Annotated in this window: 18 protein-coding genes and 1 tRNA gene; 9 read left to right on the top strand and 10 right to left on the bottom strand. The window is 67.6% G+C overall.

Annotation, left to right across the window (positions count from 1 at the left end):
• The first annotated feature begins 84 nt into the window (after nt 1-84).
• Nucleotides 85-531 carry an Lrp/AsnC family transcriptional regulator gene (locus NX862_RS14990; RefSeq protein WP_264494736.1) on the top strand — a complete coding sequence of 149 codons (447 nt, stop codon included), beginning with the start codon at nt 85-87 and terminating at the stop codon, nt 529-531.
• A gap of 70 nt (nt 532-601) precedes the next feature.
• On the opposite strand, the gene NX862_RS14985 is transcribed toward NX862_RS14990, so the two are convergent.
• The 6 genes from NX862_RS14985 to NX862_RS14960 form a co-directional block, all read right to left on the bottom strand.
• Nucleotides 602-1,054 carry a thiol-disulfide oxidoreductase DCC family protein gene (locus NX862_RS14985; protein ID WP_264494735.1) on the bottom strand — a complete coding sequence of 151 codons (453 nt, stop codon included), beginning with the start codon at nt 1,052-1,054 and terminating at the stop codon, nt 602-604.
• Nucleotides 1,055-1,275: 221 nt separating this feature from the next.
• On the bottom strand, nt 1,276-2,214 hold the full coding sequence (gene tal / locus NX862_RS14980; RefSeq protein WP_264494734.1) for a transaldolase: 939 nt from the start codon (nt 2,212-2,214) through the stop codon (nt 1,276-1,278).
• Between the two features lie 78 nt (nt 2,215-2,292).
• Nucleotides 2,293-3,171 carry an FAD:protein FMN transferase gene (locus NX862_RS14975; protein WP_264494733.1) on the bottom strand — a complete coding sequence of 293 codons (879 nt, stop codon included), beginning with the start codon at nt 3,169-3,171 and terminating at the stop codon, nt 2,293-2,295.
• Entirely contained in the window at nt 3,152-5,266 is a 2,115-nt protein-coding gene (locus tag NX862_RS14970; RefSeq protein ID WP_264494732.1) for a PepSY domain-containing protein, read from the bottom strand. The genes NX862_RS14975 and NX862_RS14970 overlap by 20 nt, the downstream gene beginning before the upstream one ends.
• Nucleotide 5,267: 1 nt before the next feature.
• Nucleotides 5,268-5,729, bottom strand: a complete 462-nt coding sequence (locus NX862_RS14965) for a DUF2271 domain-containing protein (protein ID WP_264494731.1) — start codon at nt 5,727-5,729, stop codon at nt 5,268-5,270.
• A gap of 96 nt (nt 5,730-5,825) precedes the next feature.
• Nucleotides 5,826-6,245 carry a hypothetical protein gene (locus NX862_RS14960; RefSeq protein WP_264494730.1) on the bottom strand — a complete coding sequence of 140 codons (420 nt, stop codon included), beginning with the start codon at nt 6,243-6,245 and terminating at the stop codon, nt 5,826-5,828.
• A gap of 130 nt (nt 6,246-6,375) precedes the next feature.
• Between NX862_RS14960 and NX862_RS14955 the strand changes: the two genes are divergently transcribed.
• Nucleotides 6,376-7,035 carry a response regulator transcription factor gene (locus NX862_RS14955; protein ID WP_264494729.1) on the top strand — a complete coding sequence of 220 codons (660 nt, stop codon included), beginning with the start codon at nt 6,376-6,378 and terminating at the stop codon, nt 7,033-7,035.
• The gene (locus NX862_RS14950) at nt 7,035-8,354 is read left to right on the top strand and encodes an ATP-binding protein (protein ID WP_264494728.1); all 1,320 of its coding nucleotides are present in this window, start codon (nt 7,035-7,037) and stop codon (nt 8,352-8,354) included. Before NX862_RS14955 ends, NX862_RS14950 begins: the two co-directional genes overlap by 1 nt.
• Nucleotides 8,355-8,427: 73 nt before the next feature.
• Here the strand turns inward: NX862_RS14950 and NX862_RS14945 are convergent.
• The 3 genes from NX862_RS14945 to NX862_RS14935 all read right to left on the bottom strand — a co-directional run bounded on the left by NX862_RS14945 (nt 8,428) and on the right by NX862_RS14935 (nt 11,964).
• Nucleotides 8,428-8,504, bottom strand: a tRNA-Met gene (locus NX862_RS14945).
• A 252-nt stretch (nt 8,505-8,756) separates the two neighbouring features.
• Complete coding sequence (locus NX862_RS14940) at nt 8,757-10,745, bottom strand: hydantoinase/oxoprolinase N-terminal domain-containing protein (RefSeq protein ID WP_264494727.1); 1,989 nt, start codon at nt 10,743-10,745, stop codon at nt 8,757-8,759.
• A 274-nt stretch (nt 10,746-11,019) separates the two neighbouring features.
• Nucleotides 11,020-11,964 (bottom strand): L-threonylcarbamoyladenylate synthase, encoded by a 945-nt coding sequence (locus NX862_RS14935; RefSeq protein ID WP_264494726.1) that lies wholly within the window; start codon nt 11,962-11,964, stop codon nt 11,020-11,022.
• Nucleotides 11,965-12,042: 78 nt separating this feature from the next.
• Here NX862_RS14935 and NX862_RS14930 point away from each other — a divergent pair, with 78 nt between their 5' ends.
• The 6 genes from NX862_RS14930 to NX862_RS14905 all read left to right on the top strand — a co-directional run bounded on the left by NX862_RS14930 (nt 12,043) and on the right by NX862_RS14905 (nt 16,777).
• The gene (locus tag NX862_RS14930; RefSeq protein WP_264494725.1) at nt 12,043-13,680 is read left to right on the top strand and encodes an acyl-CoA dehydrogenase family protein; all 1,638 of its coding nucleotides are present in this window, start codon (nt 12,043-12,045) and stop codon (nt 13,678-13,680) included.
• 22 nt (nt 13,681-13,702) lie between these two features.
• Nucleotides 13,703-14,692 (top strand): MBL fold metallo-hydrolase, encoded by a 990-nt coding sequence (locus tag NX862_RS14925; protein ID WP_264494724.1) that lies wholly within the window; start codon nt 13,703-13,705, stop codon nt 14,690-14,692.
• A 152-nt stretch (nt 14,693-14,844) separates the two neighbouring features.
• Entirely contained in the window at nt 14,845-14,979 is a 135-nt protein-coding gene (locus tag NX862_RS14920; RefSeq protein WP_264494723.1) for an aa3-type cytochrome c oxidase subunit IV, read from the top strand.
• Nucleotides 14,980-15,001: 22 nt separating this feature from the next.
• Nucleotides 15,002-15,637 (top strand): hypothetical protein, encoded by a 636-nt coding sequence (locus NX862_RS14915; RefSeq protein WP_264494722.1) that lies wholly within the window; start codon nt 15,002-15,004, stop codon nt 15,635-15,637.
• A gap of 1 nt (nt 15,638) precedes the next feature.
• On the top strand, nt 15,639-16,199 hold the full coding sequence (gene mobA, locus NX862_RS14910) for a molybdenum cofactor guanylyltransferase MobA (RefSeq protein WP_264494721.1): 561 nt from the start codon (nt 15,639-15,641) through the stop codon (nt 16,197-16,199).
• Complete coding sequence (locus NX862_RS14905; RefSeq protein WP_264494720.1) at nt 16,196-16,777, top strand: GNAT family N-acetyltransferase; 582 nt, start codon at nt 16,196-16,198, stop codon at nt 16,775-16,777. Before mobA ends, NX862_RS14905 begins: the two co-directional genes overlap by 4 nt.
• Before the next feature lie 147 nt (nt 16,778-16,924).
• Here the strand turns inward: NX862_RS14905 and dnaE are convergent, their stop codons facing one another.
• Nucleotides 16,925-20,356, bottom strand: coding sequence for a DNA polymerase III subunit alpha (gene dnaE / locus NX862_RS14900; protein WP_264494719.1), 3,432 nt, complete (start codon nt 20,354-20,356; stop codon nt 16,925-16,927).
• Nucleotides 20,357-20,403 lie beyond the last annotated feature (47 nt).

The following is a 20,403-nucleotide window of genomic DNA, read 5'->3' as shown; positions in this document are numbered from 1 at the left end:
GCCAGTATATCAGGGGAATGTCAGGCAATTTTCCCGGGATCGGGAGTTTCGCAGGCCATTTGGCCGGAAATAAGGGGTTCAGACATGACAAACGACCTGGACAGCTTTGATCTGGCGATCCTCGCCGTGCTGGAGGGCGAGGGGCGGCTTTCGGCGCAGGACATCGGGGCAAAGGTGGGCCTGTCGAAAAGCCCGGTGCAGGCGCGGATCAAGCGGCTGGAGGCCCAGGGCGTCATCCGCGGCTATGGCGCGCGGCTGGACAGGGTGGCGATGGGTCAGGCCCATGTGGCCTTTGTCGAAGTGCGGCTGTCGGACACCCGCGAGGCGGCGTTGCAGGCCTTTAACCGGGCCGTTCAGGCCGTGCCAGAGGTCGAGGAATGTCACATGATCGCCAGCCGGTTTGATTATCTGCTGAAGGTGCGGACCGCAGACATTCAGGCCTATCGCCGGGTGCTGGGAGAGCGGATCTCGGCCCTGCCGCATGTGGCGGGCACATCGACCTATGTGGCGATGGAGACGGTGAAGGACTGAAGGCCGGGGTATACCCCGGGCTACGCGGCTGAAGCGAAGCGCCGCCGGGGACGGCGGGTTGAAACCCGCCCTACGCCGGGGGCCGCAGGATGCGCGCCTGAAGCCCGGGGTCAGGCAGGCCGCACAGGTCGCCCCGGCCAAATATCCGATAACGGTTCCGCGCCAGCTGCAGGTAAAGCCAATCGCGCGGCCGTTTCGGGATCAACCGCAGGACCGCGCAAAGCCGCCCCCAGCCGCCAAAGCTTTCGCCCGCATGAATGACCGCATCGAAATCGGAATGGGCGCGACCCTGATCCAGGTAAAGCCAGGACGAGGGGTCGCGCGGTTCAAACCCGTGATGCGCCAGCAAAGCCCGGCCCAAGGGGCTTTGGATCGGACAGATCCGCACGCGGCCGGATCGGTCAAGCCGGTGGATCATCCGCGCGCCCCAGGAACAGATGGCACATTCGGCGTCCATCAACGCGACGGGCACGGTGTCGTCGAAGGCCGGAACGGCGGGGTCCTGGCGCCAACTGTGGTCCATGGCGATCCCAAACAAACGCCCCGGGCGCAAAGGCCCGGGGTCAGGTTCACTCTTTGGGTTTGGAGGTCAGCTTGACCGCCGAGACCGCAGCCTTGGCCGCGACCTCTTTCTTGGGTTTCTTGACGTCTTTGCGCTTGTTCAGACCCTTGGCCATGAAAACCTCCTGGCGTTGCGTTTCATCCGCGATAAGGCGCCCCGGGTTTGAGCCGGGGCCTCCTGATTCAGGCAAGCTTCTCTGCGATCATCTTCTCCAGCTTGATCGCGTCAAGATTGAAGTTGCGGATGCCCTCGGCCAGCTTTTCGGTGGCCATGGCGTCCTCGTTATGCTCCCAGCGGAAGGCCTCTTCGGTGGTCACAGCAGCCGGTGCCCCCGCGGCGCCCGCCACCAGCTTGCGCGGCAAATCGCCCATATCCTCTGCCAGCTTGGCAATCAGGTCGGGGGAAATCGTCAGCCGGTCGCAGCCCGCCAGGGCCTCGATCTGACCCGGGTTGCGGAAGGAGGCGCCCATGACGACCGTGGCGATGCCATGCGACTTGTAATGGTCATAGATGCGGCGCACCGACAACACGCCCGGATCGGTTTCCGGCGTATAGGTCTGGCCGGTGGATTTGCTGAACCAGTCCGTGATGCGGCCGACAAAAGGAGAGATCAGGAAGGCGCCCGCATCGGCGCAGGCCTTGGCCTGAGCCATCGAAAACAGCAGCGTCAGGTTGCACTGGATGCCTTCACGCTCCAGCTCGCGGGCGGCCTGGATGCCCTCCCAGGTCGAGGCCAGCTTGATCAGGATGCGGTCCTTGGACACGCCAGCCTTGGCATAGGCCTCGATCAGCTGATGGGCTTTGGCGATGGACGCCGTCTTGTCGAACGAAAGCCGCGCATCGACTTCGGTGGACACGCGGCCCGGGACGATCCCGGCCAGTTGCGTGCCAAGACCGATGGTCAGGTCCAGGATGATCGCATCGACCGGGCTTGCCACGCCCTTCAGGCGGGCGACGGTTTCGGCCAGGGTCTCGGCCATGGCGGGGCTTTGGACGGCTTTCAGCACCAAAGACGGGTTGGTCGTGCAGTCTTGCGGGCCAAGGCGGCGCACGGCGTCGATATCGCCGGTATCGGCGACCACGACGGTCATCTGGCGAAGTTGGTCAAGTTTGCTGGACATAGGTTCCTCCGACAAGTCGTTCCACATGGGCCGCGGTCTTTATAGGCAGGGATTGCGCCCGGGGGAAAGCGGCAAACGTCAGGCGAAGACCCCGGTGGCGAAGGGATGGGGACCAAGCACCAGCACCGAGACACCTTGCACCGCGGCCAGCGTCAGGGCGCGGGCGGGCGGCAGCACCATGAAGACCTTGGCCCAGGCATCGGCGGTCATGCAGTCCTGGGCCAGGACCGTGACCTGATCGGGCGGATCGGTCAGGGGCATCCCGGTGGCGGGGTCGATCAGATGCGACAACCTCCGCCCCTGCACGGTGACGAAATGCCGATAGGTGCCCGATGTCGCCACCGCCGCATCCTGCAGCGCCAGCATGGAATGGGCGGCGCGGTGGCCCACAATCGGCGCCTCGACCGCGACGGGAAAGGGGCCACCCAGGGCGCGCAACTCTCCGTCGATGGCGAACAGGCCCTCGGTGACGCCCTGCGCCCGGGCGGCCCGGGTCAGGCGGTCGACGCCGTAACCCTTGGCGATGCCGTTCAGGTCCAGGGTCACGGGGCCGTGCTTGCAAAGCCGGCGGTTGGGGGCGTCCAGCTCCAAAAGCTCATGGACCGGAAGGCGCGGGCGGCGGGCGGCAAGGATCGCCGGTTCTGACGCCGGCGCGGGGCCAAAGCCCCAGGCGGCCCAGGCATCGCCCAGCCCGATGTCGAACGCCCCACCCGAGGCGCGACCGATCTGCAAGGCGGCGCTTAGCACCTCGGTCAGCGCCTCGGGCAGGTCGGTCCAGGCGCCACAAGCGGCGGCGTTCACCCGGCAAAGATCGCTGTCGGGCCGCCAAAGCGACATCTGCGCCTCGACCGCGTCCACCGCCGCTTGCAGGGGGGCGGGGTCGCAATCCTGATGCGTCTGCGCCTGCCAACGCGCGCCCATCGTCGGGCCGTTCAGCTTAATAGATGTCTTCGGCATAGCGGCCCTCCTTGGCCAATTGGTCGGGCGTAAGACCCAGAGGCGCCAGGATCTCGGTCAGGGCGGCACGCACCCCCTGCCCCATCTCGCGCCCGCCGCAGACCATGATGCGGGCGCCCTTGGCCATGGCCTCACGCAGGGTGACGGCCTGATCGCGCAAGGCGTCCTGCACGTAATGCGGGCGATCCCCGCGGGAGAAGGCCAGCGTCAGACCGGTCAGCCGCCCCTGCGCCTGCCATTCGGTCAGGTCCTCTTGGTGGTAAAAGTCGTGGTCCCGGTGGCGCATCCCAAAGAACAGATGCACCGGGCGGCGCGCATGGCGGATAATACCCGCCAGAGGCCCGATCCCGGTGCCCGCGCCAATCAGGATCAACGGGCGGCGGCCGGCATGGAAGGCGGGATTGGGGCGGATGAAGGCCCGAACCTGATCACCGGGACGCAGCGCATGCAATTGGCCCGAGCAAAGCCCGCCCTCATGCTTGCGGATGCAGATCTCGGCAAAGCCGTCCCGCGCGCCCGAGCCCAGCGAATAGAACCGCGGCAGGGTCGCGCCCTGAGGGATCACGCCCAGAAGGTCGCCCGGTTGAAAGCCGCCCTTCCCCGTCAGTCGCGCCCAAAGGCTGCGGTTTGGCAGGGCAAAGCGCAGGATGGCGGCCGGCATCTGCAGCGCCTGGCCATAGTCGCGCCGCGTGGTCAGGGTCAGGCTTTGCGTCGCGGGCAAGTCGGGGTGATGTGTCAGGCTCAGGTCCTGGCCCAAGGCCGCGCCCAGCGCGCTGCCCCAGTGGGCGAAGTCCTGGCCGCTTTGGCGGTCGATGGTGGCAAGGGGGGTCAATTCAGGCCAGCCCCCGGCGCGGGCCACGCGGGCGACCTCGACGGCATAGGCGCAAAAGCGCGGAAAGGACCGGTCGCCAAAGCCCAGGACGGCAAGCGGCATGGTGGGTTTCGCTTTGGCCAGGCGATCCAGGAAGCCCTTGGCCGAGGCAGGCGCCTCGCCGTCGCCATAGGTCGCGGTCAGGATCAACAGCCGTTGGGCGCGGGGCCAGGCCTCGGGCGCGAAATCCTGCAGCGCGGCAAGGTGAACCGGACCCTTTAGCGTGCGGGCCAGGGTTTCGGCAAAGCCCCAGGTCGCACCGCCCTCAGAGCCCACAAGGATCACCGTCTCGGCCTGATCTGCCGGGCCAAAGCTGCGGCGGCGAGTGAGGCCCCGCATCAAGACGCCCGACAGCGCCAGAAAGGGCGTCGTCAGGGCGGCCAGGCCCAGGATCACGCCCAACAGGGCCGCCCCGCGCCCGGTGTGCAACAGCTCGGCCCAGGCGGTGATGCGGTCGGCCCAGGTCGGGGCGGCCTGGGTCAGGACCGCGCCGGTGCCCTGGTCGATCATGAATTCGCCGTCCACCGTGGTCAGCGTCACGGGCTCGTCGGCGCCCGGCAAGGTCAGGCCGCGCAGGTCCTTGGCCGGAAAGTCCAAGGGCAACACGGCCCCCGTCCGCCCCGAGACCGCAGCGGGATAGTCCGCCCCCGCCGCGGCCGGCAACAGGTCAAAGGTCGCAGCCGTCATCCACAGCCCCGAAAGCGAGGACAGGATCAGGCCCAGCGCCGCCAGCCGCGCGACCTCGGCATGGATACGCCCCCACCCCGCGCCCTTTTGACCCGCCAGCATCCCCCGCCAGCCCCCCGCCCGCCGCGCCAGCAACAGCGCCCCGGTCACGCACATCCCCAGCATGGCCGCCGCCAAGACCGCGACCGCGATCCGCCCTGTGTCGCCCAAAAACAGCGCCCGGTGCAGGTTTTCCAGCCAGATCAGCCAAGGTTGCGGCGCGACCTTGGCCAAGGCCTGCCCCGTCATCGCATCGACCACCACGCCGCCCTCTGCCGTATAGGCCGTCACCTGACCCGAGGCCGACACCGCGATCTCCTGGACCCCTGGCAGGGCCTTGGTCACGCTGGCCACCAGTTCAAAGGCCGTGGCGGGCAAGGCGGGGGCGGTCCAGGCCTCAAACGCGGGGAATACAGCCAGGGCGGCGCCCGACAGCGCGGTCACGGTCAGGAACAGGCCCAGGATCAGGCCGGTCAGGCGATGCAGGGGGCGGGTCATCTTATTGGCCGTAAGACAGGGTCTGGATATAGGTCCCGCCCGACACGCTTTGTCCGGCCGAGGTCAGGGGCACTTCGACCTCGTTGGCACTGTCGCGCATATGTTCGACGGCGGCATCGACATGCAGCACATAGCCCGCGTCAAACAGGCTGTCGGCCAGGTCCAGCGTCAGGGTCAGCGTCTGCCCCGCGCCAACCGAGGCGCCGGTGATGCCCGCGACCTCGGACGTATCCCCGCCCGAGGCCTGGGACCAGCCCGACAGATGCCGGTAATACTTGGTGCGCCCCCCCGCCATCCACAGACTGCCCGCATAGGCGCCGCTGGCATCGGTGACGTAATAGGCCAGATAGGCTCCATCGCCGCCATAGGCGTTCAGCGTCGTGGTCAGGGTGACGTCGCGCGCCATGGCCGGGAAGGCGGCCAAAGCGGTCGAGGCGGTGAGGATCGCGGTCAGGGTCTTCATCTTGGTCCTTTCACAGGGTGGCCCGAAGCGCGTCCGGGCCCTTGGGCCGTCGGTTGATTGCGCCTTGGGCGTTATGCTGGTCTGCGCCTTGGGTGGTCAGTTCGTCTGGGCCTTGGGTGCGGTGCCGTTTTGGAACAGCCCATTGGCCGGCGGCTTGCAGGCGCCTTGGGCGTCCTGAGCGCAGGGCGCAGCTGCGGCGCCGCGGTCATTATCCTCGCCGCGCTCGCCCTCACCCCGATCATCGTCGCCGTCATCATCGCCGTCATCGCCGCGCTCATCATCGCCGTCGTCGTCATGCCCCCCGCGGCGGTGGCCCCCATGTTTGCCGCCATGGTCTCCCTTGTCATGGCCAAAGAGGCCGAACCAGCCCTCTTCCTCTTCCTCATACTCCACCTGCACGGCGGGGCTTTCGACCTTGGGCGCCAGGGGCGGCACGGTCGAGACTTGCGCAAAGCCCGCCTGGGTCAGCGACAGGACGGTCAGGGCGGCCAACAGCGCTTTGGTTTTCGGTTTCATCATCTGCTCCATCACTTGCGATGACCCCGATATGGGCCCGGCTTCTGACGGGTTCCTGACGGCGCCCACAAACCTGCTTCAGCTTTCCGTCAGCTTTGCCGCGCAGTAAGACAGCACAAAGGAGACCCCCATGCGCATCCTCTTGATCGAAGACGACACGGTGCTGGGCGCCGCGGTGCGCGACCAGATCGCCGCCGATGGCCATTCGGTCGATTGGGTCACGCGGCTGGACATGGCGGGGGCTGCGCTGCACACCACCGCGTTTGACCTTGTCCTGTTGGACCTGATGTTGCCCGATGGCCGTGGCCTGCCCTTTCTGCGGACGCTGCGCGGACGCGGAGAGGTCACGCCCGTCATCATCCTGACCGCGCTGGATCAGGTCAGCGACCGGATCGAGGGGCTGAACGCCGGCGCCGACGACTATCTGGTCAAACCCTTTGACCTGTCAGAGCTTTCGGCCCGCATCGGCTCGGTTGCGCGCCGCTATGCGGGCAATCCGAACCCGCTGGTGACGCTGGGCGCGCTGGACATCGACATCGCCGCCCGCACGATCCACCTGGCGGGCCGCCCCGTCCCCCTGACCGCGCGGGAATGGGTGCTGTTCGAAGCCTTTCTGGCCCGCCCCGGCCAGGTCCTGTCCAAGGCGCAGCTGGAAGAGAGGCTTTACACCTTTGGCGAGGGCGTCGACAGCAATGCGATCGAGGTCCATGTGTCGCGCCTGCGCAAAAAGCTGGGCGCCTGGGTGATCAAGACCGAATGGGGCCTGGGCTACCGGCTGGGGAGACCGTGATGCGGTCCATTCAGGGGCGGTTGATGCTGATCGTGGGGCTGGGGGCGACGCTGTTCTGGCTGGCGGCTGCGGGGCTGACGGCCGACCGCCTTAGCCGCGAGGTCCGGACCCTGTTTGATGACGACCTGCGCGCCACGGCCGAACGCATCCTGCCGCTGGCCGCACAGGGGGCCAAACCTTGGCGCAAAGACCGCGAGGTCGAAGAAGGCGAGGTCGAAAGGCGCGACCATGACGACGACCACGACGATGACACCCGGGGGGACCTGCGCGGCCGCACCATCTACCGCGTCACGGACAGCGGCGGGGTTGTTCTGGCCTCCAAGGGGACGGCGGTCCTGCCGCCCGCGCCGCCCAAAGGGTTTTCCGACACCGAGACGCATCGGCTTTATACGGCCAGCGGGGCGGGGCTGACGATCACCGTGGCGGCGCCTTTGACGGGGCGGGCGGCGCTGGTGCAAGCCTTGATGCTGCGGCTGGTCCTGCCCCTGGCGGTGCTTTTGCCGCTTAGCCTTTTGGGCATCGCCTGGGCCGTGCGGCGCGGCCTGCGCCCCCTGCGCGATCTGCGGGCGGCGGTCGGCCTGCGTGGGGTGCAGGACCTGTCGCCCCTTGCGCCGGCTGGCGCGGCAGAGCTGCAGCCCATCACCCAGGCGTTGAACGGCCTGTTCACCCGGCTGGATGCGGGCTTTCAGGCCGAGCGCGCCTTTGCCTCTCATGCCGCGCATGAACTGCGCACCCCGGTGGCCGGCGCCATCGCCCAGCTGCAGCGTCTGCGGGCGGAACTGCCCGGAGCGGCGCCCCGGGTGGACGAGATCGAGGCGACCTTGAAACGCCTGATGCGGACCTCGGAAAAGCTGATGCAATTGGCCCGCGCCGAAGGGGGGCGGATCACGGGCGAGGCCTCGGACATGCGGACCGCGCTGCGGATCGTGGTTCAGGATGCGACGCGGGCGGGGGGCGAAGTGCGGCTTGCCCTGCCCGACGCGCCGGTCCTCTCCGTGACGCTGCCCGACGCGCTGGGGATTTTGGCGCGCAACCTGATCGAGAATGCGCTTCGCCACGGGGCCGCGGGCGTGCCGGTCGATGTCGCGCTATCGGCGGATGGCGTCCTGCGGGTGGTGAACGCGGGCCCGGTGCTGGACGTCAAGACCCTGGCCCGGTTGGGTCAGCGCTTCGAGAAGGGCGAGGACAGCCAGGGCATGGGCCTTGGCCTGGCCATCGTATCGACCATCGCCGAACGCTCGGGCGCAGACCTGCGCTTTCTCTCGCCGCCCGAGGGCAGGCCGGACGGGCTGGAGGTCAGGGTGACATTGCCGCGCTGACCCCAGGGCAAAAAACCCGCAAGCCGCTCAATCCCGAAGGGAGAGCGGTTTGCAGGCGATTTGCGGAATTCGGTGGTGGCGAGGGGGGGACTCGAACCCCCGACCCTGCGATTATGAGTCGCATGCTCTAACCAACTGAGCTACCTAGCCACTGCGGCGCTGATTAGTGGCCCCCCCGGGCAGCGTCAAGGGGGGAAACGCAAATCCCTGTAAGAGATTGCGGCGCCCTGGGGCCAAGACCGCGCGGGAACCGCAAGCCCTGCCCCGCAGTCGACAGGGCCTTTGGGACGATTGCCCACTTTGCGCCGCAGACACAGCGGCCCGCAGACCCTTTGACGCCACCGGTCCTTGCCGGTCGGCTGCAGTTGCTGCGGCCTGGCCTTCCACGCGGCAAGCCCGCCCTTACCCATGCGCCACGCGGGGGCGGCCCGAGGCGGTCACTGTCACCGTGGCCTCGATGAACATCGGATGGCCCTCGACCAGGGCTTCGCGGATGTCGCGGGCGGCTGTGACCCGCAGGTCCTCGGCCCCGGCGGCACGGGCGCGGGTGGCGGCCTCGGCGCGCAAAGCGGTCTCCAGCGCATCCAAGGCCGCGTCGCGGGTCTGGAAGGTCTGCAGGCCCTCGGGCAGATGGGCGATGAACCGCCCCTCTCCGGGCGAGGTCACGATGCCTTGCGCCTTTTGGCTGACCTGCCCCACCACCGCGCCGATGGCATTGGCCACGCCGGCATGTTCGGGCAGGATCATGGGGCAGCCCAGGACATCGCCCACCGCGCCGTAATAGCTGGGGGCCGAGGCGCCAAGCCCGATCACCGGCACCGAAAGCGACAGCCGCAGGTCCAGCACGCCCTTGTGACCCCGCAGCGCCGCCCGGGCCAGCGGATGGGTCACGGCGGATTCGGGCAGGCCGTCTTCGCCAAAGGCCGCCTCCAGCAGGCAATCGACGGTCTGCGCGGTCAGTTGGTCGATCACGGATTGCGCCAGGGTCGGCCCATCCACCGCGATCCGGTCGCCCGAGCCCACCCGCCGCCGCGCCAGCAGCCTCAGCGCCTTTTCCGCGGCCGTGCCATCCCAGGCCTCCAGCCGCCCCAGCACATGGGAGGCGTCGGACGGCGTCACGCCCGACAGCATCACAAGGCCGCGCGCCACCAGACGCTCCATCGCCGCAGCCTCCAGGCGCGAGGACAGGGCCTGCGCCTGCGGCATGGGGGCGGTGATGCGCGCCAGAACCGCCGCCTCGCGCGGCGACAGGCCTGCCGTGTTCGACGACATCGGGATCACGAAGCGGCCGTCGAATTCGCCCGCCGTTTCGGTCGACAGCCAGCGGTCAAGGGCGGCATGGACCATCGGGCCTTCGGTGGTGGCAAGCAAGGACACCGGGATCAAGCGGCGCGGCCCCAGACGCAGGGCGCCTTGCAGGCCTTCGGTCACAAGATGCACCTCGGAATCGCCGCCAAGGCCGGTGGTGCGCATCGCCACCGCCTCGACCATGGTGCGAAAGCCGCCGACGCGGGCGCCTTCGGGGTCGATCTCGGGCAATCCGCCCTTCAACAGCGCCACATCGGTCGTCGTGCCGCCGATATCCGACACCAGCGCATCCTGTGCCCCCGTCAGCCACCGCGCGCCGACGATCGAGGCGGCGGGGCCCGAAAGGATCGTCTCGATCGGGCGTTCGCGGACTTGGGCGGCCGAGATCAAGGCGCCATCACCGCGCACGACCATCAGGGGGGCGGTGATGCCGACGGCGGCAATATGACGCTCGCAGGCCGAGACCAGGCGGTCGATCATCCCGATCAGCCTGGCGTTCAAGACCGCGGTCAGGGCGCGCTTCGGCCCGTTCAGCTTGGCGGACAGCTCGTGCGAGCAGGTGACGGGGCGGGAAGTGACGCGGCGGATCAGGTCGCGGGCGGCAATTTCATGCGCGGGGTTGCGGGTGGCGAAACGGGCGGCGACGGCAAAGCCCATGACCTCGGGGCCCAGGGCCGCCACCTGGGTTTCCAGCGCCGCCATGTCCAGGGGGGCCAGTTCGGTGCCGGCATGGGAATGGCCGCCCGCCAGGCGCAAGACCGGGTCGCCCTTCAGCGCCTCGGTCAGGCCCGAGCGCGTCAGGTCGTCTTCGTCGAACCCGATGAACAGCAGCGCCACACGGCCGCCTTGCCCCTCGACCAGGGCATTGGTGGCCAAGGTGGTCGAGAGCGAGACCATGGAGATCTGCGTGGGCGCGATATGGGCCGCCGTCAGCGCCGCATCGACCGCCTTGCCGATGCCAAGGGCCAGATCGTGCCGCGTGGTCAGCGACTTGGCCTTGCCAAGCACCTTGGAGGCTTCTTCGTCCAAGATCACGGCATCGGTATAGGTGCCACCGGTATCGACGCCAAGGAAATAGGCCATTTTCGCTCCGTTTGCGGGTTCGGGGTCGCAGGTTTTCGGCTGTTTTAGGGCGAAGAGGGGTGGGGGAACAGGTCGAAAGCGACATGGCGTGGCGCAGGTGGCAAGCCCCGGGAGGGTTTCACACCCTCCCCGATGTCTTGTGGCAAGCCCCGGGAGGGTTTCACACCCTCCCGGACCCTCCCGTGGGATATTTATGAAAAGATGAATGGAAAGAGGCCGCCGGAGACTTTGGCCAGCGGTGGCGCGGAGATGGGCCTTGGAGGCTGCCGGGGGGCTATTCCGGCGTTCCGGGCCGGGGGGCTGCGGCACGGCGCAGGCGGTCGTTGATCGCGCGGCCAAGGCCGGTTTCGGGGATGGGGGCCACGGTGATCGGGCGGCCTGCCGCCAAGCGGTCGGCCTCGCGCAGGCTGTGAAAGAGGTTGGCTGCGGCTTCGGTCAGATCGCCACGGGGCGAGAGATTCAGCGTGGCGGGGCCAGGGCCGAAGCCGATGTGGACCGGACCCGGGGTCACGGCGTTCAGCGTGATTGGCGCATCCGGCGCATAGTGGCTTTCCAGTTGGCCGGGCGCATTGGGCAGGCTGGAGGCCTGAGCCAGGGCAAGCGGGCCCACCAGGGCTTCGATCGCCTCGACACTCAGCCCACCGGGGCGCAACAGGGTGATCTGGTCGAACAGCCCCAGGATCGTGCTTTCCACCCCCACCGCGCTTGCCCCATCGTCGATCACCGCCGCGATCCGCCCCGAGAGCCCCGCCAGCACATGATCGGCCCGGGTCGGAGAGACCTTGCCCGAGGGATTGGCCGAGGGCGCAGCCAGGGGCCTGCCCACGGCGGCAATCAGCGCCCGGGCGGTCGGATGGGCGGGAAAGCGCAGCGCCACAGTCGGCAGGTCTGCCGTCACCAGATCGGAGACCGCCCCCAAGCTTGGCAGGACCAGCGTCAGGGGGCCGGGCCAGAAGGCCTCTGCCAGCGCCTCGGCGCGGGCGTCGAAATGGGCGATGCCCCGCGCCATCTCCATCGAGGACACATGCGCGATCAGCGGGTTGAAGCGCGGCCGTCCCTTGGCGGCAAAGATCCCCGCCACGGCCAGGTCATTGGTCGCATCCGCGCCAAGGCCGTAGACCGTCTCGGTCGGAAAGGCCACCAGCCTGCCCGCCCGCAAGAGCGCCGCAGCCTCGGTGATCCCGGCGGCGTCCGGGCGCAGGATAAGGGTCTTCTCCATCTGACGCAGCGTCTTTCTTGCCGATTGCGGGCCTTGGGTGCCTGATGGGATTACCGCGCCGCGAGAAGGATTGGAAGCATGGGATATCGGGCTCCTTTGGGTGATCACCGCCTGCTGATGCAGCTCTTGGGGTTTGACGCCCTCGCCCGTGACCGCTTTGCCGAGGCCACGCCCGAGACCGTGACCCAGGTCCTGACCGAGGCCGCGCGCCTGTCGGAAGAGGTGTTGGCGCCCTTGAACCGCGCGGGCGACCTGCATCCGGCGCGGTTGGATCATGGCCGGGTTGTCACCTCGCCGGGTTTTGGCGCGGGGTTCCGGGCGATTTCCGAGGGCGGCTGGATCGGCATCGCGGCCGACCCGGAACATGGCGGGATGGGCCTGCCGATGACGCTGGCCACGGTGGTCAATGAGCTGATGGGCTCGGCCTGTCTGGCCCTGCAGTTGAACCCGCTGATGACCCAAGGACAAATCGAGGCTTTGGAGCATCACGCCTCTCCGGCGATAAAGGCGCTGTATATCCCCCGCCTGATTGCCGGCGACTGGACCGCCACGATGAACCTGACAGAGCCTCAGGCGGGATCGGATGTCGGCGCCCTGCGCACCAGGGCCGAGCCGCTGGAAGATGGCACGCATGCCATCACCGGCGAGAAGATCTATATCACCTGGGCTGATACCGATTTCGCCGCCAACACCTGCCATCTGGTCCTGGCCCGCTTGCCCGACGCGCCCGAGGGGACCCGCGGCATCTCGTTGTTCATGGTGCCGAAGGTCATTCCCAACGCGGATGGAACCCTCGGCGCGGCCAACAGCCTGCGGGTCGCGCGGTTGGAGCATAAGTTGGGCCTGCATGGCTCGCCCACCGGGGTGATGGAGTTCCAGGGCGCCCGGGGCTGCATGGTCGGCGCGCCCAACAAAGGCATGGCGGCCATGTTCACCATGATGAACAACGCCCGGCTTGGGGTGGGGATGCAGGGCGTCTCGGTGGCCGAAGCCGCCTGTCAGATGGCGATGGACTGGGCCGCGACCCGGGTGCAGGGGCGCACCTCTTATGGTGACGCCACGATCATCGGCCACCCCGATGTGCGCCGCATGTTGGCCGAGATGCGCGCCGAGACCTTCTCGGCCCGCGCCATTGCGCTGTCTTGTGCCGTGGCGATCGACCGGGCGCGGTTGGGCGAAAGCCCCTCAAGGGCGGCCTTCCTGACCCCCATCGCCAAGGCTTACGGCACGGAAACCGGCAACCATGTGGCGCAACTGGGCATCCAGGTTCATGGCGGCGCGGGCTTCATCGAGGACACGGGGGCGGCGCAACTGGCCCGCGACATCCGTGTGACCTCGATCTATGAGGGGACCAATGGCATCCAGGCGCTAGACCTTGTGGGGCGCAAGATGATGGATGACGGCGCCGAGGCGCTGGCGCTGATTGCCGAGATGACGGGGCGCCATCAGGTCCTTGACCCTTGGCTGGCGGCCTTGACCCAGGCCACCCATCACCTGCTGGCGCAATCGGCGCTGGACCGGGCGGGGGCGGCCACGGCCTATCTGCGGGCCTATGCGCAGGTGCTGGGGGCCTATTACCACCTTCAGGCCGCAGCCCAGGACCCGTCCCGTCAGGGCCTTGCCCAGTTCACCGTCACCCGGCTTCTCCCCCGCGCCGGCGCCTGGATGGCCGAGGCCGCCATGGGATCAGCCGATTTGGACCCTTTCCCCGGCTGACCGCCCATGCCAGCATGACCCCATGCTGACCTATCCGTTTGACCCGCCCGAGGGCCCCCATCCCGTCCAAGTCGCCCCCGGCATAAGCTGGCTGCGGCTTCCCCTGCCTTGGGCGCTGAACCATGTGAACGCCTATCTGCTGGAGGACGACACGGGCCTGACCCTGGTCGACACCGGCATCGACAGCCCTGACCTGCGCGCCTTCTGGACCGAGGCGCTGGGGTCGCGGCCTGTCACCCGTGTCATCGTCACCCATCACCACCCCGACCACATGGGCCTTGCGGGCTGGTTTCAGGCGCGGGGGGCGGAGCTGATGACCTCACGCACCGCCTGGCTTTATGCCCGGATGCTGACGCTGGACCCCGATCCCTTCCCGCCCGAGGCCGCGATTTTCCTGACCCGCGCGGGCCTGACCGCCCCCCAGATCGACGACCGCCGCGCCCGGGCCTTTCGCGCCTCCGACACGATGGCCCCCCTGCCCCCGGGTTTCACCCGCCTGTCCGAAGGCGACACGCTGCAAGCCGCGGGCCGTCACTGGCGCGTCCGCCTGGGGCAAGGCCATGCGCCCGATCACCTGACGTTGTGGTCCGACGATGTGGTCCTGATGGGCGATCAGGTGCTGCCCCGCATCTCGCCCAACATCGGGGTTTACCCGACAGAGCCCGAGGCCGACCCCTTGGGCGAATACCTGACCAGTCTTGCGACCATGGCGCCCCTGGACCGGGGCCAGATGATCCTGCCCGGCCATCAGCGCCCCTTTCGCGGCCTTGGCCCCCGCATCGCCGAACTGCAGGCCGAACACGCCCAGGGCCTTGACCGCTTGCAAGCCCTGCTGGCCACCCCGCGCCGCGCCGTCGAGTGCTTTCCCGCGCTGTTTCGCCGCGAGATCGGCCCCGGCGAATTCGGCTTGGCCCTGGCCGAGACCCTGGCCCATCTGAACCACCTGCAAGCCCTAGGCCGCGCGGCCCGTCATCCCGGACCCCAGGGCGCCTTTCTGTGGCAGGCCCTGTGATCCAACCGCCGTCCCCGTCCTGTGGCGGCCCCAACTCTGTAACGGCCCTGTGAAGCTGCAGCCAAAGCGCAATCCCCCCCGTGACAGGCCAGCCTGAATCGGCTAGAGCCAATCAAACGGCGCCACGCCACAAGACACGAAAGGACCGCATCATGGGCGAACATATTCCCGGCAAGATGGACATCCGCGCACAAGAGAAGACCTTCCTGGGCTTCATCAAGATGGTCATCTGGGGCTTTGCGCTTGCGGCCCTGACGCTGATCGTCATGGCGCTTGCCAACGCCTGACCCTTTCACAGACAGGTTCCGAATGTTGCGCCGCCTGATGCTTTTGGCCGCCCTGGCCGTGACCTCTGCCTGCACGGCAGATCACAAATGGGCCTCTGATGCCGAAATCGCGGCCGTGCGGTATAGCGCGCCGCCGCCCGCCACAATCACGCTGATCACATCGGTCAACAACCGCTCGGGCGAGGGGGTTCATTCCGGCCTTCTGATCTCGGGGTCAGAGCGCGTGCTCTTTGACCCTGCGGGCTCATGGGAGCTGAACGCCCCCTGGGCGCCCGAACGCGAAGACCTGCATTACGGCATGTCCGACACGGTCCTGGCCTCTTATCTGAACTATCAAAGCGGCGAGAAATTCCGCGCCGTCATGCAAACCGTCGTGGTCCCGGTCGAGGTGGCCGATGCCGCCATCGCCGCCGCGATCCAGGAAGGTTCGGTCGGCAAGGCCTTTTGCGCCAATTCCATCGCCGGCATCCTGAGCGATCTGCCGGGGATGCAGGCCGTGGGCTCGACCATGTTCCCCAAGGCGCTGGCGCGGGATTTCGCCAAGGTGCCCGGCGTGACCGAGGTCATCCATGCCGAGGATACCGGCGTGGTGCGCAAGATCCCGGTGGCCACCGGCACGGGCGTCGAACGCCAGACCTGGGCGCAACTGGGGTCCTGACATGCGCATCCTGGGGCTGATCCTGGCCGGTGGAGAAAGCCGCAGGATGGGCCGCGACAAGGCGCTTGTGCCCCTTCAGGGCCGCCCGATGATCGCCCATGTGATCGAACGGCTGTCGCCCCAGGTCTCCGATCTGGCGATTTCCGCCAATGGCGATGCGGGGCGGTTTGGCTGGACCGGCCTGCCCGTCCTGCCCGACCAGACGCCGATGGGCCCGCTGTCGGGCATCCTGTCGGGCCTGATCTGGGCGCAGGCGCAGGGCGCCACGGCCCTGGTCAGCGCGCCTTGCGACGGGCCGATCTTTCCCGGCGACCTGGTGCCGCGTCTTTGCCTTGCCGCCGAAGGGCACACCGGCGCCCTGGCCGAGAGCATCGACCAGCACCCGACCTGGGGCCTCTGGACCATGGCACAGCTGGACCCGCTGGCGGCTTTCCTCGCCTCGGGCGCCACGCCCCGCCTGCGCGACTTTGCCAGCGCCGCGGGCCGGGCGCGCTGGCCCGCGGGCTCTTTCGCCAATGCCAATGCGCCCGAGGACATTGCCGCAATCGAAGCCCACGGATGAGCGCCCACCTGCAACTGGGCCTGCCCCCGGGCCTGCGTCCCCAGGCGGCGGCGCTTTATTGGCAGGCCTTTGGCGGCAAGCTTGGCCGCGTCATGGGACCCGAAGCCAAGGCGCTGGCCTATCTGACCCGGGTGATCCGTGACGATCACGCCATCGTGGCCCTGGAGGGCGACCGCCTCTTGGGCCTTGCAGGCTTTCGCACGCCGCAGGGCAGCTTTGCGGTGGGCGATCAGGCCGACCTTGTGGCGGTGCATGGCGCCTGGGGCGGGGCCTGGCGCGGGGCTCTGTTGCGCAGGCTGTCGTCCGAGGTCGACAACCGCAACTTCCTGCTGGACGGGCTCTGTGTCGCCGAAGGCCACCGCGGCCAGGGGCTTGGGCGGGCGCTGATGGGCGCCATCGCCGCCGAGGCGCGGTTGCGCGGCTATCCCGGCATCCGCCTGGATGTGGTGCGCGAAAACACCCGCGCCCGGGCGCTTTACGCCCGCCTCGGCTATGCCGAGACCAAGACCCAGGGCATCGGCCTCTTGCGCCCCTTCTTCGGCTTTGCCGCGGCCGTCACCATGGTGCGCGACCTCTGATCCAGGGCCAATCCTGAAGCCGGTTGGCGGAAGGCCAGAGGCGTGACCCATCCTGAAGCCGGTTGGCGGAAGGCCAGAGGCAGAACCAAACCTGAAGCCGGTTGGCCGCAGGCCAGAGGCGAGGTAAAAAACCTTGCGAAGCTCCGCTTAGTTCAGGTCTTCGACCATGACGACGCCTTGCATCGCCTTGATCGCCCCTTTGATCTGCGGCGTCAGCGGGAATTCCCCGGGCAGGACCACATCGACCTCGTCGCCATCCGGTCCCGGCACGCACAGCGTCACCGAGGCCCGCGAGCGGCCCTCGACCCGCGCCAGCAAGCCCGCCAATGACCCCACCGCCTCGGCCCGGTTCAGATGCACCCGGATCGCCTGGGCACCCGCGGCTTCGGCGACCTTTTCCACCGGCTCCGCCCCGCGGCACAGCAGTTTCAGCGTCTCGCCCTCCAACGTCGCCTCCACCGTCAAGACCACGTTGCGGCCGGGCTCCAGGTTGTCGCGCGCGGCCTCCAGCGTGTCTGAAAACACCGTCACCTCATATAGCCCCGTCGGATCGGACAGCGACACAAAGGCGAACCGGTTGCCGCGCGCCGATTTGCGTTCCTGCTTGGCGCTGACCGATCCCGCGATCTTGGCCACCATCGGGCCCCGCTCACAGTCCCGCGTGATCTCGGTCAGGGTCCGCACCTGTTTGCGCCGCAGCGCGGGCATATAGTCATCCAGCGGATGCCCCGACAGGTAAAAGCCCACCGCCATATGCTCATGCCCCAGCCGTTCGATCGGCTGCCAGTCGTCGCGCCCCATCAGGCGCGGTTCAGGAATGTCCGACCCCGCCTCGCCAAACAGCGACACCTGGTTCGAGGCGCTGGCCTCATGCACCGCCGCCGAATAGGCGACCAGCGCATCCAGCGACTCGAAGACCCGCGCCCGGTTGCCATCCAGCTCATCGAAAGCCCCGGCCCGGGCCAGCATCTCCAAAGGCCGCTTGCCCACCCGTTTCAGATCGACGCGGCGGGCGACATCGAACAGCGTCTTGAACGGCTTGGTCCCGCGCGCCGTCACGATCATCTCCATCGCGTCGACGCCGACATTCTTCAGCGCGCCCAAGGCATAGACAACCTGGCCGTCGCGCACGGTGAACTTCGCCAGCGAAGCATTGACCGAGGGCGCGACCGTCTTGATCCCCAGCTTGTCGACCTCACGCTTGTAGATCGCCAGCTTGTCGGTCAGGTGAAGGTCGCAGTTCATCACGGCGGCCATGAACTCGACCGGGTAATTGGCCTTCAGGTAAGCGGTCTGATAGCTGACCACCGCATAGGCGGCAGCGTGAGATTTGTTGAACCCGTAGTTGGCGAATTTCTCCAAGAGGTCAAAGACCTCGCCCGATTTCTTGGCGTCGATGCCATGGGTCTTGGCGGCACCTTCGATAAACTTGGGCCGCTCCTTGGCCATTTCCTCGGCGATCTTTTTGCCCATCGCTCGGCGCAACAGGTCGGCGCCGCCCAAGGAATAGCCGCCCATCACCTGGGCAATCTGCATCACCTGTTCCTGATAGACGATGATGCCTTGGGTTTCCTTCAGGATCGGGTCGATGGTCGGATGCAGGCTTTCAAGGTCCCGCAGGCCGTTCTTCACCTCGCAATAGACCGGGATGTTCTCCATCGGGCCGGGGCGATAAAGCGCCACAAGCGCCACGATATCCTCGATACAGGTGGGTTTCATGCGCCGCAGCGCGTCCATCATGCCGGTAGATTCCACCTGAAACACCGCGACCGTCTTGGCGGCCGCATAAAGGTCATAGGTGGGCTTGTCGTCCAGCGGGATCAACGAGATATCCAAGGTCACGCCGCGCAAGGCCAACAGGTCCAGCGCATTCTGGATCACGGTCAGCGTCTTGAGCCCCAGGAAGTCGAACTTCACCAGACCCGCGGCCTCGACCCATTTCATGTTGAACTGGGTGGCGGGCATGTCGGAGCGCGGGTCCTGATAGAGCGGCACCAGCTGATCCAGCGGCCGGTCGCCGATCACCACGCCCGCCGCATGGGTGGAGGCGTTGCGATACAGCCCCTCGATCTGCTCGGCGTAATTCAACAGGCGGGCCACGATCTCTTCCTTGGCGGCCTCGCGCAGGCGCGGTTCATCGGCCAAGGCCTTGGTGATGGAGACGGGCTTGACCCCCTCCAGCGGGATCATCTTGGACAGGCGATCGACCTGGCCATAGGACATCTGAAGGACGCGCCCCACATCGCGGACCGCGGCCTTGGACAGCAAAGCGCCAAAGGTGATGATCTGCGCCACCTTGTCGCGGCCGTATTTCTCTTGGACGTAGCGGATCACCTCTTCGCGGCGGTCCATGCAGAAGTCGATGTCGAAGTCGGGCATCGAGACCCGTTCGGGGTTCAAGAACCGTTCAAACAGCAAAGCATAGCGCAGGGGGTCAAGGTCGGTGATCGTCAGCACATAGGCCACAAGGGACCCGGCGCCTGACCCCCGGCCCGGCCCCACCGGAATCCCGTGGTTCTTGGCCCATTTGATGAAATCGGCCACGATCAGGAAATAGCCCGGAAAGCCCATCTTCTCGATGATGCCCAGTTCGAACTGCAAACGGTCCTCATAGACCTGAACCGAGGCGGCATGGGGGATCACGGCCAGGCGGTTCTTCAGCCCCTCCCAGGCCTGACGGCGCAGCTCTTCGACCTCGTCATCGGCGAATTTCGGCAGGATCGGCTTGCGCTTTTGCGCCGCATAGGCGCAGCGGCGGGCGATTTCGACGGTGTTCTCCAAGGCCTCGGGCAGGTCAGCGAAGAGCGCCACCATCTCGGACTCAGATTTGAAATAGTGCTGCTGGGTCAGGCGGCGGCGCGGGGTCGATTGGTCGAGATAGGCGCCCTCGGCAATGCAGATCAGCGCGTCATGGGCCTCATACATGTCGGATTTCGGGAAATAGACATCATTGGTGGCCACCAGGGGCAGGCCCAGGTCATAGGCCAGGGCCACCAAGCCGGGCTCACTGGCCGCCTCGTCCGGCGTCAGGGCCCCGCCCTCACCGGGATGGCGCTGCAGCTCGATGTAAAGCCTGTCGCCATAGGCCCGCGCCAGCCGTTCGGCCAAGGCCCGCGCCTTTGGCATATGCCCCGCCACCAGCATCTGCCCCAAGGGCCCGCCCGCGCCGCCCGTCAGACAGATGATGCCCTCGGCATTGGCCTCCAGGTCCTCCAGCGTCACTTGGGGCAACTGGCCGCCCTTATCGACGTAAAGACAGGTGTTCAGCCGCATCAGCCCCATATACCCGGCCTCGTTCTGTGCCAGCAGGACCATGGGCGCCGGGGGCCGGGGCTTTTCGCCCGGCGCCGCCACCTCATAGGCGACCGAGACTTGCAGGCCCACGATGGGCTGCACCCCCTCGCCCAAGGCGGTCACGCTGAACTCCAGCGCGGCAAACATCGCATTGGTGTCGGTGACGGCGATGGCGGGCATGTCCATCGCCTTGGCCATCTTGACCAGCTTTTTGACGGGAACCGCGCCTTCCAGAAGGGAATGCTCGGTATGGGTGCGCAGGTGGATGAATCGGGTCGGTGCCATGGGGCCAGCCTATCCTTGCCGGCCGTCCGGCGGAAGGGGCCCCTGGG

The sequence above is a fragment of the Stagnihabitans lacustris genome (genome assembly GCF_025950525.1).
GTDB lineage: Bacteria > Pseudomonadota > Alphaproteobacteria > Rhodobacterales > Rhodobacteraceae > Stagnihabitans.
This window is presented reverse-complemented; position numbering and strand designations above follow the sequence as displayed.